Below are 19,919 nucleotides of genomic sequence, written 5' to 3'. Positions count from 1 at the left end.
CTGCGCGCCTGAAATTGGAGTGGAGTTGTGACATCAGCCCCCGAAACCCTGATCGATCTGCTCGACCGGCGCGCTGCATCGTCAACGGGTAAGTATCATTTCCTGAAGGATGGCCGGGATGTCGCGGCAACCGCTGGATACGGTGCCGTTCGCGCTCACGCCCTCGCGACCGCGAACAGGCTCCGGCAGCATGTGGCCGAAGGAAGCCGGGCGCTGCTTCTCTATCCCCCGGGGCTCGATGTCCTTCCCGCCTTTTTCGGATGCCTGAATGCCGGTGTTGTCGCGGTTCCGGTGCCGCCGCCGGACGGTATCCGCCTCAAGCATTCCCTGCCGCGGCTGCAAGGCATCGTCGCGGATGCAGAGGCCGATGTCATCCTGACGACCGCCAGCCTGCGTGACGATCTCGAGACCCGGCTGAGCGAGGCCATGCCACAGGTGCATTGGATCGCGACAGATCGGCTGGAGCCGGCCAACGCGCCGGAATTTGAACGGCCCCACATCACCTCCGATAGCCTCGCCTATCTGCAATACACATCGGGCTCCACCTCCGCGCCGCGCGGCGTCATGCTTTCGCACGGGAATGTGCTCGCCAATCTGGCCTATCTGCAGGAGGGCTTTGCGTGCGACGCGGACAGTGTCTGCGTCACCTGGATGCCCTATTTCCACGATTACGGTCTGGTCGAGGGGCTGCTGCAGCCCATGTTCAGCGGCGCGGACTGCTACGTTCTCTCGCCGCTCACACTGCTGAAGCGCCCCGTCCGCTGGCTCGAAGCCATGGACCGGTTCGGCGGCACCCACACCCACGCCCCCAATTTCGCTTACGAACTCTGCCTGGAACGCATAACCGCGGAGCAACGCAAAACACTCGACCTGTCGCGATGGAGGGTCGCCGGCAACGGCGCCGAGCCGGTGCGCGCCGAGACCTTGCGTCGTTTTACCGAAGCCTTCGGCCCGCAGGGCTTCCGGGCCGAGACATTCTACCCGGCCTACGGAATGGCCGAGGCGACACTTTTCGTTACCGCCCGCGCCCACGACCGAAGCCCGCATGCATCGCGACTGAATGCCGAGGCGCTTGCACAGAACCGCGTGGTCCCGGCCGATGATGCGGCGGCCGATACCGCGACACGCACGGTTGTGGGCTGCGGCGTCCCGCGCCCCAAAACCGACCTGCGGATCGTCGATCCCGCGACCGGGCGAACCTGCGCGCCAGATACCGTCGGCGAGCTCTGGATCTCCAGCCCCAGCGTGGGGCTCGGCTACTGGCGGCGCCCAGAGGAAACCGAGGCCACTTTCCATGCCCGGCTGACGGACAGCCCGAAAGACGGCCCTTTTCTACGTACCGGCGATCTCGGCTTCCTCAAGGATGGTGAACTCCACATCACCGGGCGCCTGAAAGATCTCATCGTCGTCGCAGGCGTGAACCACTACCCCCAGGATGTCGAATGGACCGTTCTGGAGTCCTGCCCCGAACTCAGACGCGAACATTGCGCGGCATTCTCCGTGGAACAGGACGCCGAAGAACGCCTCGTCATTCTCGCCGAGGCAGGGAAGCGCACGAAGGAGTGGGAGGCCGCATTTGGCAAAATCCGTCAAGCGGTAGCCCAGAGCCACGGCCTGGCGACCGCCGAAATCCTGATCCTGGAGCGCGGACAGATCCGCAAAACCTCCAGCGGGAAAGTTCAGCGCCGCGCCTGCAGACAGGCGTATCTCGACAACCAGCTCAAGTGCGTTGCCTGCTGGAGCCGGGAGCAATCGTCCGGCGCGAAGCAGGGCCGGCCGACAGGCGCCGAGCTTCGGGACTGGCTGAGCCGCGAGCTGGGCGGGATGCTGTCGCTCGCACCCGATTCTATCGACCAGCATGCTCCGTTCGCTGAACTTGGGCTCGACTCCCGCTCGGCCGTTGCCCTCGTCGCGACATTGGAAGACCGGCTCGACGGCACGCCCCTCGACCCCACCCTGCTCTGGCAATATCCCACAATCGCGACGCTCTCCGAGCGACTGAGTGGCGCTGAAGTGAAACCCGCGCAACCCGCGGCGGAGACCACCGCCGATCCGGCGACGGAGAAGGCATCCGCCATCGCGATTATCGGTCTTGCCTGCCGCCTGCCCGGCGCCCCGGATGCGGAAGCCTATTGGAACCTCCTCACGGATGGTGGCTGCGCAGTGCGGACCGACGAACGCCTGCCTGGCGTGGAGGCGGGGTTTCTCGACGATATCGAAGGCTTCGATGCAGCCTTCTTCGGGCTTTCCGAGAGCGAAGCCCGAAGCATGGACCCGCAACAGCGCATCCTGCTCGAAGTCACCTGGCATGCATTGGAGAATGCCGGATTGCCGGCAGACCAACTGGAAGGCTCGAAGACCGGCGTGTTTGTCGGGATTTCCTCGGCGGATTTCGCCTTCGACCAGTTCAGCCGGGGCGACGCCGAGGGCCTGTTGAACGCGTATACCGGCACCGGCGTCGCCTTCAGCATCGCGGCCAACCGGCTTTCTTATCACCTCGACCTGCACGGGCCGAGCATGGCCATCGACACGGCCTGCTCCTCCTCGCTCGTCGCCGTTCATCAGGCATGCCAGAGCCTGCGCGGCGGGGAGTGCAACGTCGCACTTGCAGGCGGCGTGAACATCATCGGCGGCCCGCATCTGCAGCTCGCCCTTGAGCGTGCGGGCATGCTCTCTCCACACTGGAGAAGCCGCACCTTCGCTTTCGATGCGGACGGTTATGTGCGCGGCGAGGGTTGCGCCATGGTGGTGCTCAAACCGCTCGCCACCGCCGAGCGCGACGGCGACCGTGTGCTGGCCGTGATCCGCGGCTCGGCAATCAATCAGGACGGCCGCAGTAACGGGCTCACTGCCCCCAACCCGCAAGCGCAGCAAAGCGTCATTCGGGACGCGCTCAAGGCATCCGGTCTGGAAGCCGGTGACATCGATTTTGTCGAGACCCATGGTACCGGAACGCGGCTCGGCGACCCGATCGAAGTCGGTGCCCTGCAATCGGTTCTCGACCCGGCGCGCTCAAGCGAGCGGTCGTGCCTGCTTGGCTCCGCCAAGGCAAATATCGGACATCTGGAAGCCGCTGCAGGGATCGCGGGGCTGGTCAAGGCCGTGCTCTGCCTCCGCCATAGCGAAGTCCCGGCGCAACCGAACCTCGAAGAGATCAATCCACTGATCAAGCTGGAGGGCTCCGCGCTCGATATCCCGCGTGCTTCGACGCGTCTGCCGAATAGCGCGCGAGCAGCGGTCAGCTCCTTCGGCTTCGGCGGCACCAACGCGCATGTGGTTCTGGAGCAGGCCCCGGACAGGCCGCGACCGGAGCCGGAACAGGCCACGCTGCCACCGTACCTTCTGACACTCTCTGCCCGCGAACCGCAGGCGCTGCACGATCTCGCCGGCCGGTACGCTGCCCTGTGCCGCCAAGAGGACCCAGCGATCAAAGCGGAACAACTCTGCCGCGCGGCAGCCATACACCGCCCCCATCTCGATCACCGGCTAACGATCACCGGCGACTCGACCCGAGATTTCGCCGAGCGGCTGGAATCAGTTGCAGCTGGTGAAGGAGACCTTCACCGGATACCGGTCAACCAGCCGCCCGTCGCCATTCTCTTCACCGGGCAGGGCTCCCAGTATCTCGACATGGGGCGGTCCCTTTACGAACGTCACGCGGGCTTCCGTGCGACCCTGGATCGCTGCGATCGGCTGCTCGCCAACACGCTGGACCGTTCCCTGCTGTCCGTCATGTTCGGCAAGGACCCGGACCTGCTTGCGCAGACCGCCTACACCCAGCCTGCCCTTTTCGCGCTCGAATATGCGTTGGCCGAACTCTGGCGTGGTTGGGACATCCAGCCGGCCGCCCTTCTCGGCCATAGTGTCGGCGAATACGTGGCCGCCTGTATCGCGGGTGTCTTCGATCTGGAGACAGGGCTGCGCCTGATTGCAGAACGCGCCCGGCTCATTCAGAACCTTCCACTCGACGGCGCCATGCTCGCCGTGATGGCGGACGAAGAACGGGTTGCTGAATTCGTAGCACCTCATGTCGACGATATCTCGATAGCCGCCGTCAACGGGCCGCGCAATGCCGTGCTCTCAGGACGGCGCGAAACCCTGACGCGGATTCAGGAGGAACTGGAGAGCGCGGGCCTTCGCAGCCGATTTCTCCCGGTCTCCCACGCTTTCCACTCGCCCCTGACCGACCCGATTCTGGAGCAGTTCCGCAAGACAGCCTCCCGTTTCGATTTCGAAGCGCCCGCGATCCCGCTGGTCAGCAATCTCGACGGCAAGGTTCTGGAGAGGGCTCCCGATGCGGATTACTGGACGCGCCATCTGCGCGGTGCAGTGCGCTTTGCCGATGGCCTGACCTGCCTGTCAGAGCATCATCGCGTCTTCCTTGAAATCGGCCCGAAGCCTCTGCTGACCGCGCTCGGCGCGCAGTGTGTCACTTTGCCAGACACGCTCTGGCTGCCAACCCTACGTGATGGTGTGGATGATTGGTCCTCCATAACGGAAAGCCTCTCAGCGCTCTATACCGCCGGCGTCACTCCTGACTGGCCGGCTTTCCATGGCAGCCCTACCGGGCGGGCAACACCGGACCTCCCATCATACCCGTTCCGCAAAAAAACCTTCCCGCTGCCGCCACGGCCGGTAGAGGGAGATGCTGCAGCCCCCGTGCGGGCCGCTCTGGCGTCCGGCTTGGAGCAACCTGGAGATACAGTCACAGCGGTGCCCGTCGAGGAATGGGGCTTTGTGCCGCGCTGGACAGAGGTTTCCTCCGCACCGCGCGAAGGTCGAGCGCCCGCCGACTGGCTGCTTCTGGCAGACAGAAAAGGGACAGCGAAAGCGCTCGGAAAAGCACTCAGCAAGGCAGGCGACAGCGTGAGCGTTGCCACGGGACCGGCTCCGGACAGCCTTCCCGAGGGGAGCGACCCACTGAACATCATATGTCTCTGGCCTCTGGATCTGACCGCGCCCGAGCGCATGTCCGATACGGAAATTACCGACGCCATCGCCTCACTCACCGCGCGGCTTACCGGGCTGGTGCATACTCTGGCAGCGCAGGCTGACCGTCCGTTAAAGCTCTATCTGGTCACCCGTCAGGCTTTCGCCATGGCTGGCACGGCGCTTCCGGAGGCCGGCATCGGATTGCTGCAATCCATCGTCTGGGGTCTTGGGCGGAGCCTGCGGCACGAACATCCGGGCTGGGATCTCTGCCTGATCGATGTAGACGGATCGCCACGCAAAGCGGCGGCCCAACTCCTTGCGGAGATTAGCGCCGACCTGCCGGGGAACGAGACTCTCTGGCGTCAGGAAAAGAACACTGCTGTCCGGTTCGTCCTCAAGCTCGAGGCTGAGCCGCTGCCGCAACCGGAGAAAGCGCCCGAGCGAGACGGGACATGGCTGGTAACAGGCGGCCTCGGCCGTCTCGGGCAATCCATGGCCGAACGGCTAATTGAGCGTGGAGTATCGCACCTCGCGCTCATCTCCCGGAGCGCGCCAACCGGAGCCGCCGCAGACCGGATTGAAGACTGGCGCGCCCGGGGGATCGAGATCCGTGTCGGCGCCGTCGACGTCACCGATGCACCCGCACTCTCGGCATTAGTCGACACCCTGCCGGCGGATTGGCCGCCTTTGACCGGGATCCTTCATGCGGCGGGCGTCCTGGACGATGCGGTCCTGCATCAGCAATCCGCCGAACGTGTGCTCGCCGTCATGGCGCCGAAGGTGCTTGGCGGCTGGGCACTCCATCGCCTCGCGGCCAAGCATCCTATCCGGCATTTCATGCTGGTTTCCTCGGCCAGCGGGTTGCTCGGCAATCCAGGGCAAGCTGCCTATGCGGCCGCCAATAGCCTGCTGGATGCTCTCGCACTCTACCGCCACCGTCGGGGACTTCCGGCACAGAGTCTTTGCTGGAGCGCCTGGGACGACGCTTCCCGCGACGCGGCTTTGACCGACCGGCTGGCCCGCCACGGACTGGCGCCGATAGAGACGGCTCAAGGCCTTGATGCGATGGACCGGGCCACTGCGCTCGACCTGCCCCATGTGGCAATACTGCCCCGGCAAAGCGGCGCCAAGCTCGTCCATCCCCTGCTCAATGGCGCCCCGCTTCAGGCGGATGACAGGCGCACCGCAAGCGCCGTTCCGGGAAGCCCTCTGGCGGCACAGCTGCACACAATGGCACCGAAAGAGCGGCTCGACCGTCTCACGGCCTTCATCCTGGACCGGATCGGCGAGATTGCCCCGACCGGACCGGAAACACCGGATGCCGATCGCGGTTTCTTCGATCAGGGGCTCGACTCGATGAACGCGATCGAGCTGCGCAATCGTCTGCAGACCGGTCTCGGCGGAGTTCTCCCGGCAACCCTGGCGTTCGATTACCCGACGCCGAAACGGTTGGCGCAGCACCTGCTGGAACGCGCCGGGCTCGACAGTGCGTCCCGGACAATCCCTGCCACAGCACAAAACACCAGCTCGGATGCCGGGGGCGGGATCGCCATCCTTTCCCTTGGGTGCCGCATACCCGGCGGAGTCAATAATCCGGAAGCTTTCTGGACGCTTCTCAAGGACGGCGTCGACGCAATCACGGAAATTCCGGGGAACCGCTGGGACGTTGATCGGTATTACAGCGCCGATCCCGATATTCCCGGCACGATCCAGACGCGCCATGGCGGTTTCATCGACAACATCGATCTGTTCGATCCGGGTTTCTTCGGGATCTCACCCCGCGAGGCGACGCATCTCGATCCGCAACAGCGTCTCCTGCTGGAAGTAAGCTGGGAAGTGCTGGAACGCGCGGGCATTCCGCCGAGCAGCCTCGAAGGCAGCCAGACCGGCGTTTTCGTCGGCATCAGCACCAACGATTACCTGCATCGCCTGAACTACGCGCCCGACCGCATCGACGCCTATCTAGGCACCGGCAACGCGTTGAGTGTGGCGGCCAACCGACTGTCGTTCTTCCTCGGACTGGAAGGGCCGAGCTTGGCGATCGATACCGCTTGTTCCTCCTCGCTGGTCGCGCTTCACCAGGCCTGCATGAGCCTCCGGAGCGGGGAGACGGATCTGGCAATCGGCGGCGGCGTCAACCTGCTGCTCGACCCGACCGTCAGCATCAACCATTCCCGCGCGCGGATGCTGGCGCCCGATGGACGTTGCAAGGCATTCGCGGCCGAGGCCGACGGTTTTGTTCGCTCCGAAGGTTGCGGTCTGGTGCTGTTGAAACGGCTTCCGGATGCGGTCCGCGACGGCGACCGGATCATGGCCGTGATCCGGGGTTCGGCGGTGAACCAGGACGGCCGCACCAGCGGGCTGACGGTTCCAAACGGACCGGCACAGGAACGAGTCATCCGCCGCGCGCTTAACCAAGCCAGGCTAGCGCCGGAGCAGATCGACTATGTCGAGGCGCACGGCACTGGGACCGCCCTCGGCGACCCGATCGAGGCCGGGGCGCTGGATGCCGTGTTCGGGGCGAAAGACCGGGACCGTCTGCTTACCATCGGGTCGGTTAAATCGAACATCGGCCATCTGGAGTCCGCCGCCGGAGTGGCCGGATTGCTGAAAGTCGTGCTGTCCCTCAACAACGGCGCTATTCCCGCCAGCCTGCACAACGCCAACCGCACCCCCAACATCGATTGGGCGCGTGTCGGACTCCGCCTGCCGGAAGGCACAGAGCCCTGGCCGGCGTCGGGCGAGGCGCGGCGGGGTGGCGTCAGCTCGTTCGGGTTCGGCGGCACCAATGCCCACCTCGTCGTGGAACAGGCGCCGGAGCCCGCTCAGCGCCAGGTGCCGGAATTCAGCCGCTACCTGCTGCCCCTCTCCGCCAAGAGCCGCCCGGCACTCCGTCGGCTCGCGCGGAGCGTCGTGAACACCCTCCAACAAAGTCCGGCACCGCTTGCCGATCTGTGCTTCACCGCAGCCTGCGGGCGCGACCATTTTCCCCACCGCCTCGCCCTTCTCGGCAGCGACAAGACCGCGTTGGTTATGGCGCTGGAGAACTGGCTGGAAGGACGGGACGACGAAGGCGCCATCTCGCGTGACGGGGCGGTGACGCGGCAACGCTCCACCGCCGAAAAAATCTCCGCCGGACAAGCAGGCTCTGTTGCCTGGCGCGTGTTGGCTGGACGCTACGCGGACGGCGAGAATCCGGACTGGACCGGACTCTATGCCGGACTACCACTGCGCCTCGCGGACCTGCCCGGTCATCCCTTCGAGCGGCAACGCTACTGGGTGGAGTCCGAGAGCGAACGGCACAACGCAGCGCCCGTCACCTACAAGGTGAATTGGGAGCCCGTCGCTCCCTCCACGGAAGAGCCAGCACCCCCGCATGGAAACTGGCTGATCCTGGCCGACGAAAGCGGCTTAGGGCAGGCGCTGGCGACCGAGCTTGAAACGCGCGGCGGCGACAACGTGGATTGTACGCTGATCTTCAAGGCGCCTCTCAACGGGCATCGCCGCAATCTCGTTCCGGGAGACGAAGCCGCTGCGCGCGCACTCCTTGAAGAGTTGGGACCGCTCGAAGGCATTGTTCATCTCTGGAGCCTCGATGGCCCGGACGCCGAGGGCCTGACCTCCGAAAATCTCACCGACGGAACCACCGGTAGTCTTGCAAGCCTGCCACCACTGACGCGCGCCCTGCTGGACCTCCCGCATCCGTCCCGGCTCTGGCTCCTGACCCGCGACGCGGTCGACGCGCACCCGGGCGACCGGCTCGAAGGTCTGGCCCATACGCCGGTCTGGGGCTTTGGCCGCAGCATCGCACTGGAGGCGCCGCACATCTGGGGCGGGTTGATCGACCTGCCACTCACACTCGACATGCCCGGGATGGCATCCCGGATCGCGGATGTACTGACAGGCGCGGGAGAAGAGAGCGAGTTAGCCCTACGGGACGGGCGCATCCTCGTGCGACGGCTCCACCCGGCGGAACTGGCCCAACGACAATCCGCCTCCATCCGGCAGGACGCGAGTTATCTCATCACCGGCGGTTTCGGCAGTCTCGGCCGCACAATCGGCCTGTGGCTGGCGCGGCAAGGGGCAGGGCGCATCCTCTTGACCGGGCGCCAGGGCGCGCAATCGGCGGCCGCGCGCGAGCATATAAAAGCGCTTCAGGATCTGGGCGCCGCCGTGGAAACGGCCGCACTCGATGTCTCCGATACAGAAACACTGACCTCACATATCGCGGAATGGGGACAGAACGGCCCATCTCTCCGGGGGGTGATCCACGCCGCCGGCATCGGCGAGATGCGTAACCTCGCCGACCTGACCTGGGCGGATTGTGCCGCCGTGCTCGCCGGCAAAGCCGGTGGCGCCTGGGCGCTTCATAATGCGACAGCAGGAGAGGAGCTTGATTTCTTCCTAGGCTGCGGCTCAATCGCGGGCCTCTGGGGTGGGCAAAAGCAAGCCTCATACGCGGCGGCGAACGCGTTCCTCGATGGATTGGCCGCTTTCCGACGGACCAGAGGCCTGTGCGGCGTGAGCCTTGATCTTGGCCCGCTCTCGGACACCGGCATGGTGAGCGAGGAGACCGATCGTGAATTGCGCCGGATGGGTCTTGAGCCCTTCCCGGCTGACCGCCTTCTGGATCGGCTGCCGGACCTATTGAACCCGGCGGAGGCTCATATCGCGCTGGCTGCCGCAGACTGGCCGCGTTTCGCGGAACTCTATCGCAGTCAACGGCCAACCGGATTGTTCGACCCCGTTCTCGCCGATCAGGCGGTATCCCGGCCCTCACCGGTAGCAACCTCGCTACCCAGCAAGATCGCGCAAACTCACAAAGAGCCGGATCAGTCACCCCGCGACTGGCTCGCGGCCACCATGAGCGAGGTTCTGCGCATTCCGCCGGACCGGCTTTCCCCCGACACGCCGCTACCGATGCTCGGGCTCGATTCCCTGCTCGCCATGGAAATCCGAGCCCTCATCGAGCGGGAACTCGGTTTGACAATCGGCCTACCGGACCTTCTCGGCAGCCACAGCCTCAACGATCTGGCCGAGCGCCTTGCGCAGGATCTGCCGGCCGGAACCGCCTCCCCCGAACCAGACAACGCATGGATCGCAGGTCAGATATGACAATCGCAGAATTTGTAAAAAGCCTGGCGGAACGCCGGGTCGAGCTTTCCGTGACCGAAGGTCAGATCCGGTATCACGGCCCGAGCGAAGCCCTTGACGAAGAGGTGCTGACCGAAATCCGTGATCGCAAGTCGGACCTGATCGACTATCTGGGCCGCGCGCCGGACGCGTTCCCGGAAGAATTGCCCCCCGGGACAGAACCGCTCTCTGTTGGTCAGGAAGCGCTCTGGTTCCTGTACGAGCTCGACCGGCAGAGCATCGCCTACAACACCCTGTTCGCCGCCCGCATGCGGCGAGACCTCGACATAGGCGCTCTTCAGGCCGCAATCGACAAACTGACGGAACGGCATGACGGACTCCGCAGCCGCTTCGACACCGCCAACGGCACGCCCTTCCGGACCGTCACGCCGCCCGCGCCCGTCGATGTCCAGACCACTGACGTCACCGGCTGGAGTCCGGCGGAGGTCAAGGAGGCAATAGCGGAGTTCGCCGACACTCCGTTCGATCTTGAAGCCGCCCCGCCCGTTCGCTGGCATCTCTTCACCGGGGTGATGAACGGCACGCTGCCGACGCCGGTCCTCGCCTTTGTGGCGCATCATATTACCGTCGATTTCCGTTCCCTCGAAATCCTCATGGCGGAGCTTTCCAGCCTCTATCGGGCGGCATGCGGAGATCAGCCGGCGGCATTGCCGCCCTTGCCCTGGACGCACAGCGACTATGTCGACTGGTCCCAGAAAAGCCTTGCCGCCCCGGCGGGAAAACGTGCCGAGGCCTATTGGCTGGACACGCTGGAGGGCGAGCTTCCAGCGCTCGATCTTCCGACGGACGCGCCTCGCCCGCCCCGGCAGAACCATGCCGGCGCCACCCGGGTTCAGATTCTGGACCCGACTCTCAGTCAGAAGATCAAGGATGCCGCCCAGCGCCTTGAGGTAACGCCTTATGTCCTTCTGCTCGGCATATTCGGCCTCCTGATGCGCCGTTATAGCGGTCAGCGCGAAATCCTGATCGGCTCGCCAATGCTCGGGCGGACCCAGCCGGAGCTGAAGGATCTCGTCGGCTATTTCGTCAATCCGGTGACCCTGCGCCTCAACGTGACCGACGATCTGTCCGCTCCGGACTATCTCTCCGCGCTGCGCGATACCGTTCTTGGTGCGCTGGAGCATCAATCCTATCCATTCCCGCTGTTGGTTGAACGATTGCAGCCGGAGCGCGACACCAGCCGCTCCCCCCTCTTTCAGGTCGCTTTCGTTTATGAGCGCGAGACCGGCACGCCACTTCTCGAACAAGGGCTTTTCAGCGAGATGCTGATCGGCGGTCAGCGCGGCGCGGTCTTCGACCTGACGCTCACCGCGCTCGACCGGGAGGAAAGTTTCCGCCTCACCTGGGAATATGCGAGCGCCCTGTTCGAAACCGACACGATTGCCCGCATGGAAGGCCATTTCGAGCGTCTGCTGGAAGCGCTGCTAGACCGGCCGGACCAACCGCTTCAAAGCCTCCCTCTGCTCTCGGAGACAGAAGCCGCCCGGATCCGGGACTGGACCGAGGCTGAATGCCCGGTGCCGCCGGTCGCGAACCTGGTTGAACTGATTGCCGCTAAGGTCGCCGCATGTCCGGATGCGATAGCGCTGGAGTCTGGCCATACGCAACTGAGCTATGCCGAACTCGACGCCCGCGCCTGCCGACTGGCGCGCCATCTCCAGGCACGCGGTGTCGGCGCGAACAACGTGGTGGCAATGGCACTTCCACGTTCAGCCGAACAATTGATTGCTGTCCTCGGAGTGCTCCGGGCCGGCGGCGCATGCCTTCCAGTCGATCCCGAAGACCCGGCAGAGCGGATCCACTTCCTTCTGAGGGAAAGCGAAGCGGCAGTTCTGCTGACCGACCCGGCAGGCAAGGAACGGATGCCGGAGGATGCCACCCCCATCATCACGCTCTATCCGGACGACCCGATCCTCACCACAGGCAACGCGGAAGCGCCCGCTTGCCCCGCTGGCCCGGAAGATCTTGTCTATGTGCTGTTCACCTCGGGTTCGACGGGCCGCCCGAAAGGCGTCGCCATGCCGCACCGGGCGCTCGTCAATCTCGTTGGCTGGCAGATGACCCAGGCCGGTTTGGAAGAACCGGCACGCACGCTTCAATACACGCCGCTGACCTTCGATGTCTCATTTCAGGAAATCGCCTCGACCTGGTGTTCCGGCGGGACGCTGGTGCTGATCGACGAGACCCGCCGCCGGGACGGTCGCGCCTTGCTCGACTGGATAGAAAGCCGGAATGTCGAGCGCGCCTTTATGCCGTTCGTCGCCCTGCAACATCTTGCGGAGAGTGCGGGCTACAAGGCACTTTCAGCCAGCCTCCGCGACATTGTGACCGCCGGTGAGCAATTGCGAACGACGCCTGCGATAAGAGCGGTCTTTGAGCGCAGCGCCTGCAGGCTGCATAACCATTACGGCCCGACCGAAAGCCACGTCGCGACCGCTTACAGCCTGCCTGGCGATGTGGCGGAATGGGACGACCTACCGCCAATCGGACGGCCGATCGGCAATGTCGCGATCCATCTTCTGGATGAGGCGGGTCAGCCTGTGCCGGTCGGCGTTCCGGGTGAGCTTTGCATCGCCGGCCCCTGCCTTGCCGACGGCTACCTGGAGCGGCCGGACCTCACCGCCGAGCGGTTCGTGGAGCATCCGGAACATGGCCGGATTTACCGAACCGGGGACTTCGCCCGCTGGCGTGCGGACGGGTTGATCGACTATCTCGGACGACGAGACGATCAGGTCAAACTGCGCGGCGTGCGTGTCGAGCTTGGCGAGATCGAAGCCGTCCTGAGCGGGCACCCCGCCGTCGGCGAAGCCGCTGTCATCCTGTCAGGCACCGGCTCGTCCAAGCGCCTCGCCGCCTATGTAGCCCCATCTGACGGGACGACCGCCTCCAACTCTTTGCAAGCAGATCTCATGGATCATCTGCGCGCGAACCTGTCGGCACCAATGGTTCCCAGCAGCCTGATCCTGCTTCCGGAACTTCCGAAAACCTCCAGCGGCAAGCTCAATCGCCGCGCGCTCCCCAAGCCGTCGGTTGAAGCGGATGAGGCATTCGTCGCCCCGCGCAACGAAGCCGAGGCACTTATGGCTGAAATCTGGTCCGATCTGCTTGGCCATGACCGGGTCGGGATAACCGCCAACTTCTTCGAACTGGGCGGCCATTCCCTGATCGCCATGCGTCTCGTCACCCGTCTGCGCGACAGTTTCGACGTGGACCTGCCGCTCAGCGCCTTGTTCGAGGCGCCGACAATCGCCGGACTGGCGGAACGGATCGAACAGCTCCGGGACGGCGAACGCCTGCCGCCCATCACACACGCGCCGGATGCCAGCACCGCGCCCCTCTCCTTCGCCCAGCGCCGGCTGTGGTTTCTGGAACAGCTTGAGGGTCCCAGCGCCACCTACAACATGCCGGCAACGCTGGAGTTGCGCGGCTCACTCGACGCGAGCGCACTTGGCGCTGCAGCCCGGGCGCTGGTCGCACGGCACACCGGCCTCAGAAACCGTTTCCCCTCCTCCAAGGGAGCCCCCGTGGCGGAGGTGATCGCGCCCTATGATCCGCTGCGCGTCACGGATCTGACGTCGCTATCTGCCAGCGAACGTGAGGCCGAGGCCCAGCGCCTGGCCCGCAGCCATGGCTCCCAGCCCTTCGACCTTTCCGAAGGCCCGCTCTTCCGTCTGCATTTGCTGCAACTCGACGACCGGACTCACTGGTTGCTCTTCAACATCCACCACATCGTCAGCGATGGCTGGACCATCGATATTCTCGTGCGTGATATCTCCGCTCTCTACCGGGCAGAGACGCAGGGCAAGACCGCCGATCTGACGAGTCTGGCCATCACATACGGTGATTTTGCCAGCTGGCAAAACGAGTGGCTGCAGGGCGAGCCGCTGACGCGCCAGCTCGACCATTGGACCGCTGAGCTCGACGGCGCGCCGACCCTGATTGAGCTGCCGTCCGACCGCCCTCATCCGAAGACGCGCAGCTATCGCGGCGGCCTCCTTACACGCACTCTGGACGCCGGTCTCACCGAGAAGATACGGGGCTTCAACCGGGGCCACGGCGCGACGGATTTCATGACCCTGATCTCCGCCTTCGGCCTCCTGCTCTCGCGCTATAGCGGACAGCAGGATCTTCTTATCGGCTCCCCGGTCGCCAACCGGCGCCTGCGAGAATGCGAAGATCTGGCGGGCATGTTCGTCAATACCCTTGCCCTCCGCTGGCGCGACGACGACGCATCGGATTTTGCCGCACTCGTTGCCGAGACCCGGCGCCGCTGTCTCCGTGCCTACGCCAACCAGGACCTGCCTTTCGAGCTGCTGGTTGACCATCTGCAGCCGGAGCGGAGCCTGATGCACAGCCCGCTTTTCCAGGTGATGTTCGCGATGCAGAACGCGCCGCTGGAACACCTGGTTCTAGATGGCGTTGAAACCTGTCTTCTGGCGCCACCGGCCACGGTGTCGAAATTCGACCTGACGCTCTATGTCGAGCCGAGTGACGACGGCTTCGTCACGCGCTGGGAATATAACGCCGACATATTCGACGAGGCCCGCATCCAGCGGATGGCCGGCCATTTCGAGCAACTCCTGAGAAGCGCTTTGGCCGATCCGGAGGACAGCCTCGACAGTATCGAGCTGCTCACCAAACAGGAGCACCACGACATCGCCTGCTGGCGTGACGGCCCGGAGGTGGATCTCGACGCGAAAACCCTGGTCGACGCCATAGAGGAACGGGCCGCCCTCCAGCCGAACGCACCGGCCTTGGTCGACCGGCGGGAGAGCCTCGATTACGCAGAGGTCAATGCGAGCGCCAACCAGCTCGCGCACCATCTCAACCAGCACGGTATCGGACGCGGAGACATCGTCGCGCTTTGCCTCGAGCCCGGTCCTGAGGCGGTGGTCGCACTGCTTGGCATCGTGAAGTCGGGCGCCGCCTATCTCCCGCTCGACCCTGCCTATCCGGCCGACCGGCTGGACGCCATGCTTTCCGGATCGAAAGCCCGATTTGTCCTGAGCACGGGCGATCTGGCGGATCGGCTGCCATCAACGGCTGAAATCTGCCGGCTGGACGCAATAGCGTCGGTGCTCGCGGAAGAAAGCATCGACAATCCAGCCACCCGTCCCGAGCCGGGCGATCTGCTCTATGTCATCTACACGTCGGGCTCCACCGGCGCGCCCAAGGGCGCCGGGGTTTACCACAGAGGCTTCGCCAACCTGCTGCAATGGTATTGCACGGCGCTGGATCTGGGCGAGGGTGATCGCGGCCTGCTCGTCAGCGCGCTCGGTTTCGATCTGACCCAGAAGAACCTGTTCGCGCCGCTGATCGCCGGTGCCGCGCTTCATTTTCCAGAGCCCGGCATCGGCTATGACCCGGCAGCGCTTCTCCGCACCATCGCGGAAGACGCGATCACCTGGATCAACTGCACACCGAGCGCCTTCTATCCGTTGCTGGCCGGAGACGATTACGCCCCGCTCTCGTCCCTCCGCCACATCATACTGGGCGGTGAGCCGATCCAGACAGATCGGCTGCGCGACTGGCTGGCTGCTCCGACCTGCCAGGCGACGGTGCTGAACAGTTATGGCCCGACGGAATGTACCGATGTCGCGGTGGCGGGCGCATTCGATCCTGCCTCGGGCGCGGCCGGAGTCCCACTCGGGCGCCCGATCGACAATGTCCGGGTCCTTCTCCTCGATCCGAACGGTACGCCAGTGCCTGAGGGCCTGCCGGGTGAACTCTTTATCGGCGGGATCGGCGTCGGCGCCGGTTATCTCGGACAGCCGGATCTTACCGACGCCAAATTCATCGATATGAAAATCGCCGGCCGCAAAGGCCGCTACTACGCGACCGGCGATCTCGCCTGCTGGCGCGACGACGGAACGCTCGATTATCTCGGCCGCCGGGATCAGCAGATCAAGCTCCGCGGCTTCCGGATCGAGCTGGAAGAGATCGAGACTGCCTTACGCGCAGATCCGCGCGTGAAGGACGCCGCGGTCGTTGTCTCGCAAACCGGCGCGCAGGAGCAACTGGTCGGCTATCTGGCAGCTGATGCAGAACTGGACCCGGAGGAGTTGCGCCCGGCCCTGGAACGGCGCCTGCCAGCCTATATGGTTCCATCCCGGCTGATCCGTCTCGACGGCCTGCCGGTCACGCCAAACGGCAAGCTCGACCGCCGCGCTCTGGCAAGCCTGACAGTGACACCGCGCGCCGTCGAGCCACCGCGCGGAAAGACGGAACGCGTGCTCTCCGAAATCTGGGCAGGACTTCTCGGCCTTGATGCGATTGACCGCGAGGCGAACTTCTTTTCCATAGGCGGTCATTCCCTGCTCGCGGTCCAGTTGCTCGCCCGGGTCACGGATGCATTCAGGATTGAGCTGTCGCTGCGCGAGCTGTTCGAGAAGCCGACCCTCGTCGGGCTCGCTTCTCTAATCGAGGCGAGCCGAAACCGGACGCGACCCGATATCACGCCTCTCCCCGACGGAGAGCATCCGGAGCCCTCCTTCGCGCAACAGCGCCTGATGTTCCTCGATCAGCTGGAAGGGCCGAGTACCGCCTACAGCATGCCTGCCACACTCGAACTCCGGGGCGATCTGGACCGCACCGCCCTCCGCCGGGCCCTGGCGGCGCTCGTCACCCGGCATGACAGCCTGAGACTCTGCTTCTCGTTCAAGGCCGGCCGGCCCGTCGCGCGTTACCTCGACGCCTACGATCCACTGACGGAACTGGACTTGAGCGATCGTCCGGAGGAAGACGCGGAAGCCGAAGCCCTGCGGCTCGGCGAGGAACATTCCGGCGTGCCCTTCGATCTCGCGACCGGCCCCTTGTTCCGGCTCTGCCTGATCGAGCTGGCACCGAAGCGGCACCGCCTGCTCTTCAACATGCACCACATCATCAGCGACGGCTGGTCCATCGATCTTCTAATCGCCGACCTAGCCCGTCTCTACGCAACCTTCCGTGCCGGATCTGAAGCAGCCCTGCCTGCCTCTGCGCTGAACTATTCCAGTTATGCCAGATGGCAAAACCAGCGGCTCCGCGGTGAAACTCTGGAGCGCGCACTCACCTTCTGGCGGGATCATCTCGCGGGAGCGCCGGAGCTGCTCGATCTGCCGACGGACCATCCCCGCCCCGCTGTCCAGGTCCATGAAGGCGGAGCCGTCCCCCTGCGGATCGATGCGGAGCTTGGCGGCGCGCTACGGGCACTCGCACGCGGAAATGACGCCACCCTCTTCATGGTCCTGCTGGCGGCCTACGACCTGCTGCTGTCCCGCTTCAGCGGCGAACGCGACATCAGCGTCGGCGTTCCGGTGGCCAATCGCGGCGACAGCCGGCTTGAGGACATCGTGGGATTGTTCCTGAACACCCTCGTCATGCGCGCGGAAGTGCCCCGGACCGGAACTTTCCGGAACTTCCTAGCAGAGATCCGGCAGTCAACGCTCGCCGCCTATGCGCATCAGGATGTGCCCTTTGAATATCTGGTCGAGCAGCTCCGCCCATCCCGCTCCCTCAGCCACAACCCGCTGTTCCAGGTGATGATCAATCTGGTCAACACACGGCGCGAGCAAATCACACTGGACGGGCTCGAGGTCGAACAAACTGGTCAGACGGACGACCTGCTGGCCAAGTTCGACCTGAACCTGAGCTTCACGGAACAGCCGGACGGATCGCTCGACGGCGAGCTGCAATATAACGCGGCCCTGTTCGAGCACGGGACGGTTGCTTTCCTCGGCGACTGCTTCCTTACGCTCCTGCGCGGCATTGCGGCAGAGCCGAACGCCCCCCTGACCGAAATATCGCTCGATCGTGACGAACCTTCGGCGCGGCGCGAGATACCTGAACCGGCAGGAACGCCCGTCCGTTTCGGGACAATCGAACGCTCGATCCCCGACCGCTTCGCCGAACAGGTAGCTCTGCACCACGACCGCATCGCGGTCCGGACGCCGACACAATCGCTCACTTATGGCGCGCTGGACCTGGAAAGCCGGCGCCTCGCCGCCACCTTGCTGGAGCATCCCGAAAGCAGACGGGTGGCCCTGCTGCTGCCGCACGATACCAGCATGGCGATCGGCATGCTCGGCGTGCTGCAAGCCGGACGGACCTATGTCCCACTCGATCCGTCGCAACCGCAACAAAGACTGCAGACGATCCTCGAAGATGTCGGCGCCGAGATCATCCTCTGCACAGCCGAGCACGAAGAGCTCGCCGCAACACTCGCGGGAGCGGGCTGCACCCTGATTTCGCTCGACCGGCTGGACCAGATTCCCGCAACCGAGCTTCCCGACACCTCCCCCGACAGTGTCGCTTATTTGCTCTACACCTCCGGCTCGACCGGACGGCCGAAGGGCGTGGTGCAGAACCATCGCAACGTTCTCCACTTCATTCGGCGCTATAGCGAAAATCTGCGGCTCACCTCCGACGACCGTCTACTCCAGGTCGCGTCCTACGCTTTCGACGCTGCGGTGATGGACTTCTATGGCGCGCTGCTTAACGGCGCCACGCTCTGTCTCTTCGACGCGCGCAACCAGTCCATCGCCGACTGCGCGCCCTGGCTGGAACAGGAGGGCATCACCGTCTGGCACTCGACCCCAAGTGTCTTCCGCGCTTTCACTGCCGATCTGGAGACCCGCCTGCCGTCAATCCGGCTTGTGGTCATGGGGGGCGAGGCCGTCACCCGTGCCGATTTCGAGACCTTCCGGCAGCGCTTCGAGCCCGGAACCCTTTTCGTCAATGGCCTCGGCCCGACCGAGTCGACCGTGACACTGCAGTTCTTCGCCAATCACGAAAGCGATCTGAGGCGCTCGTCGGTGCCTGTTGGCTATCCGGTCGATGGCACAATGATCGAGCTGCTCGACGAGAGCGGCGCACCGACGGATCTGTTCGGTGAAATCGCAATCTGCAGCCCGCATGTCGCGCTCGGCTATTGGCAGCAGGAGTCCCCCGCATTCGAAGCGGACCCGGCACGCCCCGGTGCCACCCGCTACCGCAGCGGCGACATGGCCCGCCGCCTGCCGGACGGGTGTCTGGAAATGGTCGGGCGCCGCGACGGCCAGATCAAGCTCCGCGGTTTCCGCATTGAGCTCGGAGAGATCGAAGCTGTGCTCCGCGACCATCCGGAGACCCGCGCAGCGGCAGCGATCCTGTACACGCCGGAAGGAGCATCCACCGAGCCGAGGCTGGTCGCCTATTTGACCGGTATGGCAAGCCCGGAAACCGCCCTTGCATGGTGCCGGGAACGGCTTCCAAGTTACATGGTGCCGTCGGAGGTGATGGTGCTCGACGCCCTGCCGCTCACCGTGACCGGCAAGCTCGACAGACGCGCTTTGCCAGTACCGGATATGGTTGAGCGGAGCGGCTCCGCTGTGCCCGCGACACCGGGCGAGGAGCTGCTGGCGGGTCTCTGGGCTGACGTGCTGAAGACTGGCGCTGTCGGACGTTCAGACAACTTCTTCGATCTCGGCGGGCATTCCTTGCTGGCAACGCAGCTGCTCTCCCGCATCCGTGCCGCCTTCGGCGCCGACATCGCCCTCCGCCTGCTCTTCGAGCATCCGACCCTCTCGGCACAGGCCGCCGCCATCGAGGCCGAGCGACGCGGCACACCGCCGCCGCCGATCGTCCGGCGGGATGACCGCGACACGCTCCCTCTCTCCTTCGCGCAACAGCGCCTCTGGTTCCTCGCCGAGCTGGAAGACGGCGATCAAGCCGCCACCTACAACATCACCGCCGCCCTCGGCCTTGACGCTGCTCTCGACGAGACCGCCCTGCGTTCCGCTCTTACCGCCCTCACCGCACGGCATGACAGCCTGCGCATGACTGTCCACGCCGAGAACGGGCAGCCGGTGCTGGGT

2 protein-coding genes are annotated in these 19,919 nt (G+C 64.9%); both read left to right on the top strand.

Features of this window, described 5'->3' with window-relative positions:
• Positions 1-27: 27 nt before the first annotated feature.
• Positions 28-10,047 (top strand): type I polyketide synthase, encoded by a 10,020-nt coding sequence (locus tag IG629_RS20720; RefSeq protein ID WP_193173819.1) that lies wholly within the window; start codon positions 28-30, stop codon positions 10,045-10,047.
• Positions 10,044-19,919, top strand: a 9,876-nt coding sequence (locus IG629_RS20715; protein ID WP_193173818.1) for a non-ribosomal peptide synthetase, incomplete at its 3' end; no start/stop codon positions are given. The genes IG629_RS20720 and IG629_RS20715, both read left to right, overlap by 4 nt.

The organism is Nisaea nitritireducens, from assembly GCF_014904795.1.
GTDB lineage: Bacteria > Pseudomonadota > Alphaproteobacteria > Thalassobaculales > Thalassobaculaceae > Nisaea > Nisaea nitritireducens.
Note: the sequence above shows the minus strand (reverse complement) of the source record. Positions and strands in the feature narration are given on the sequence as shown.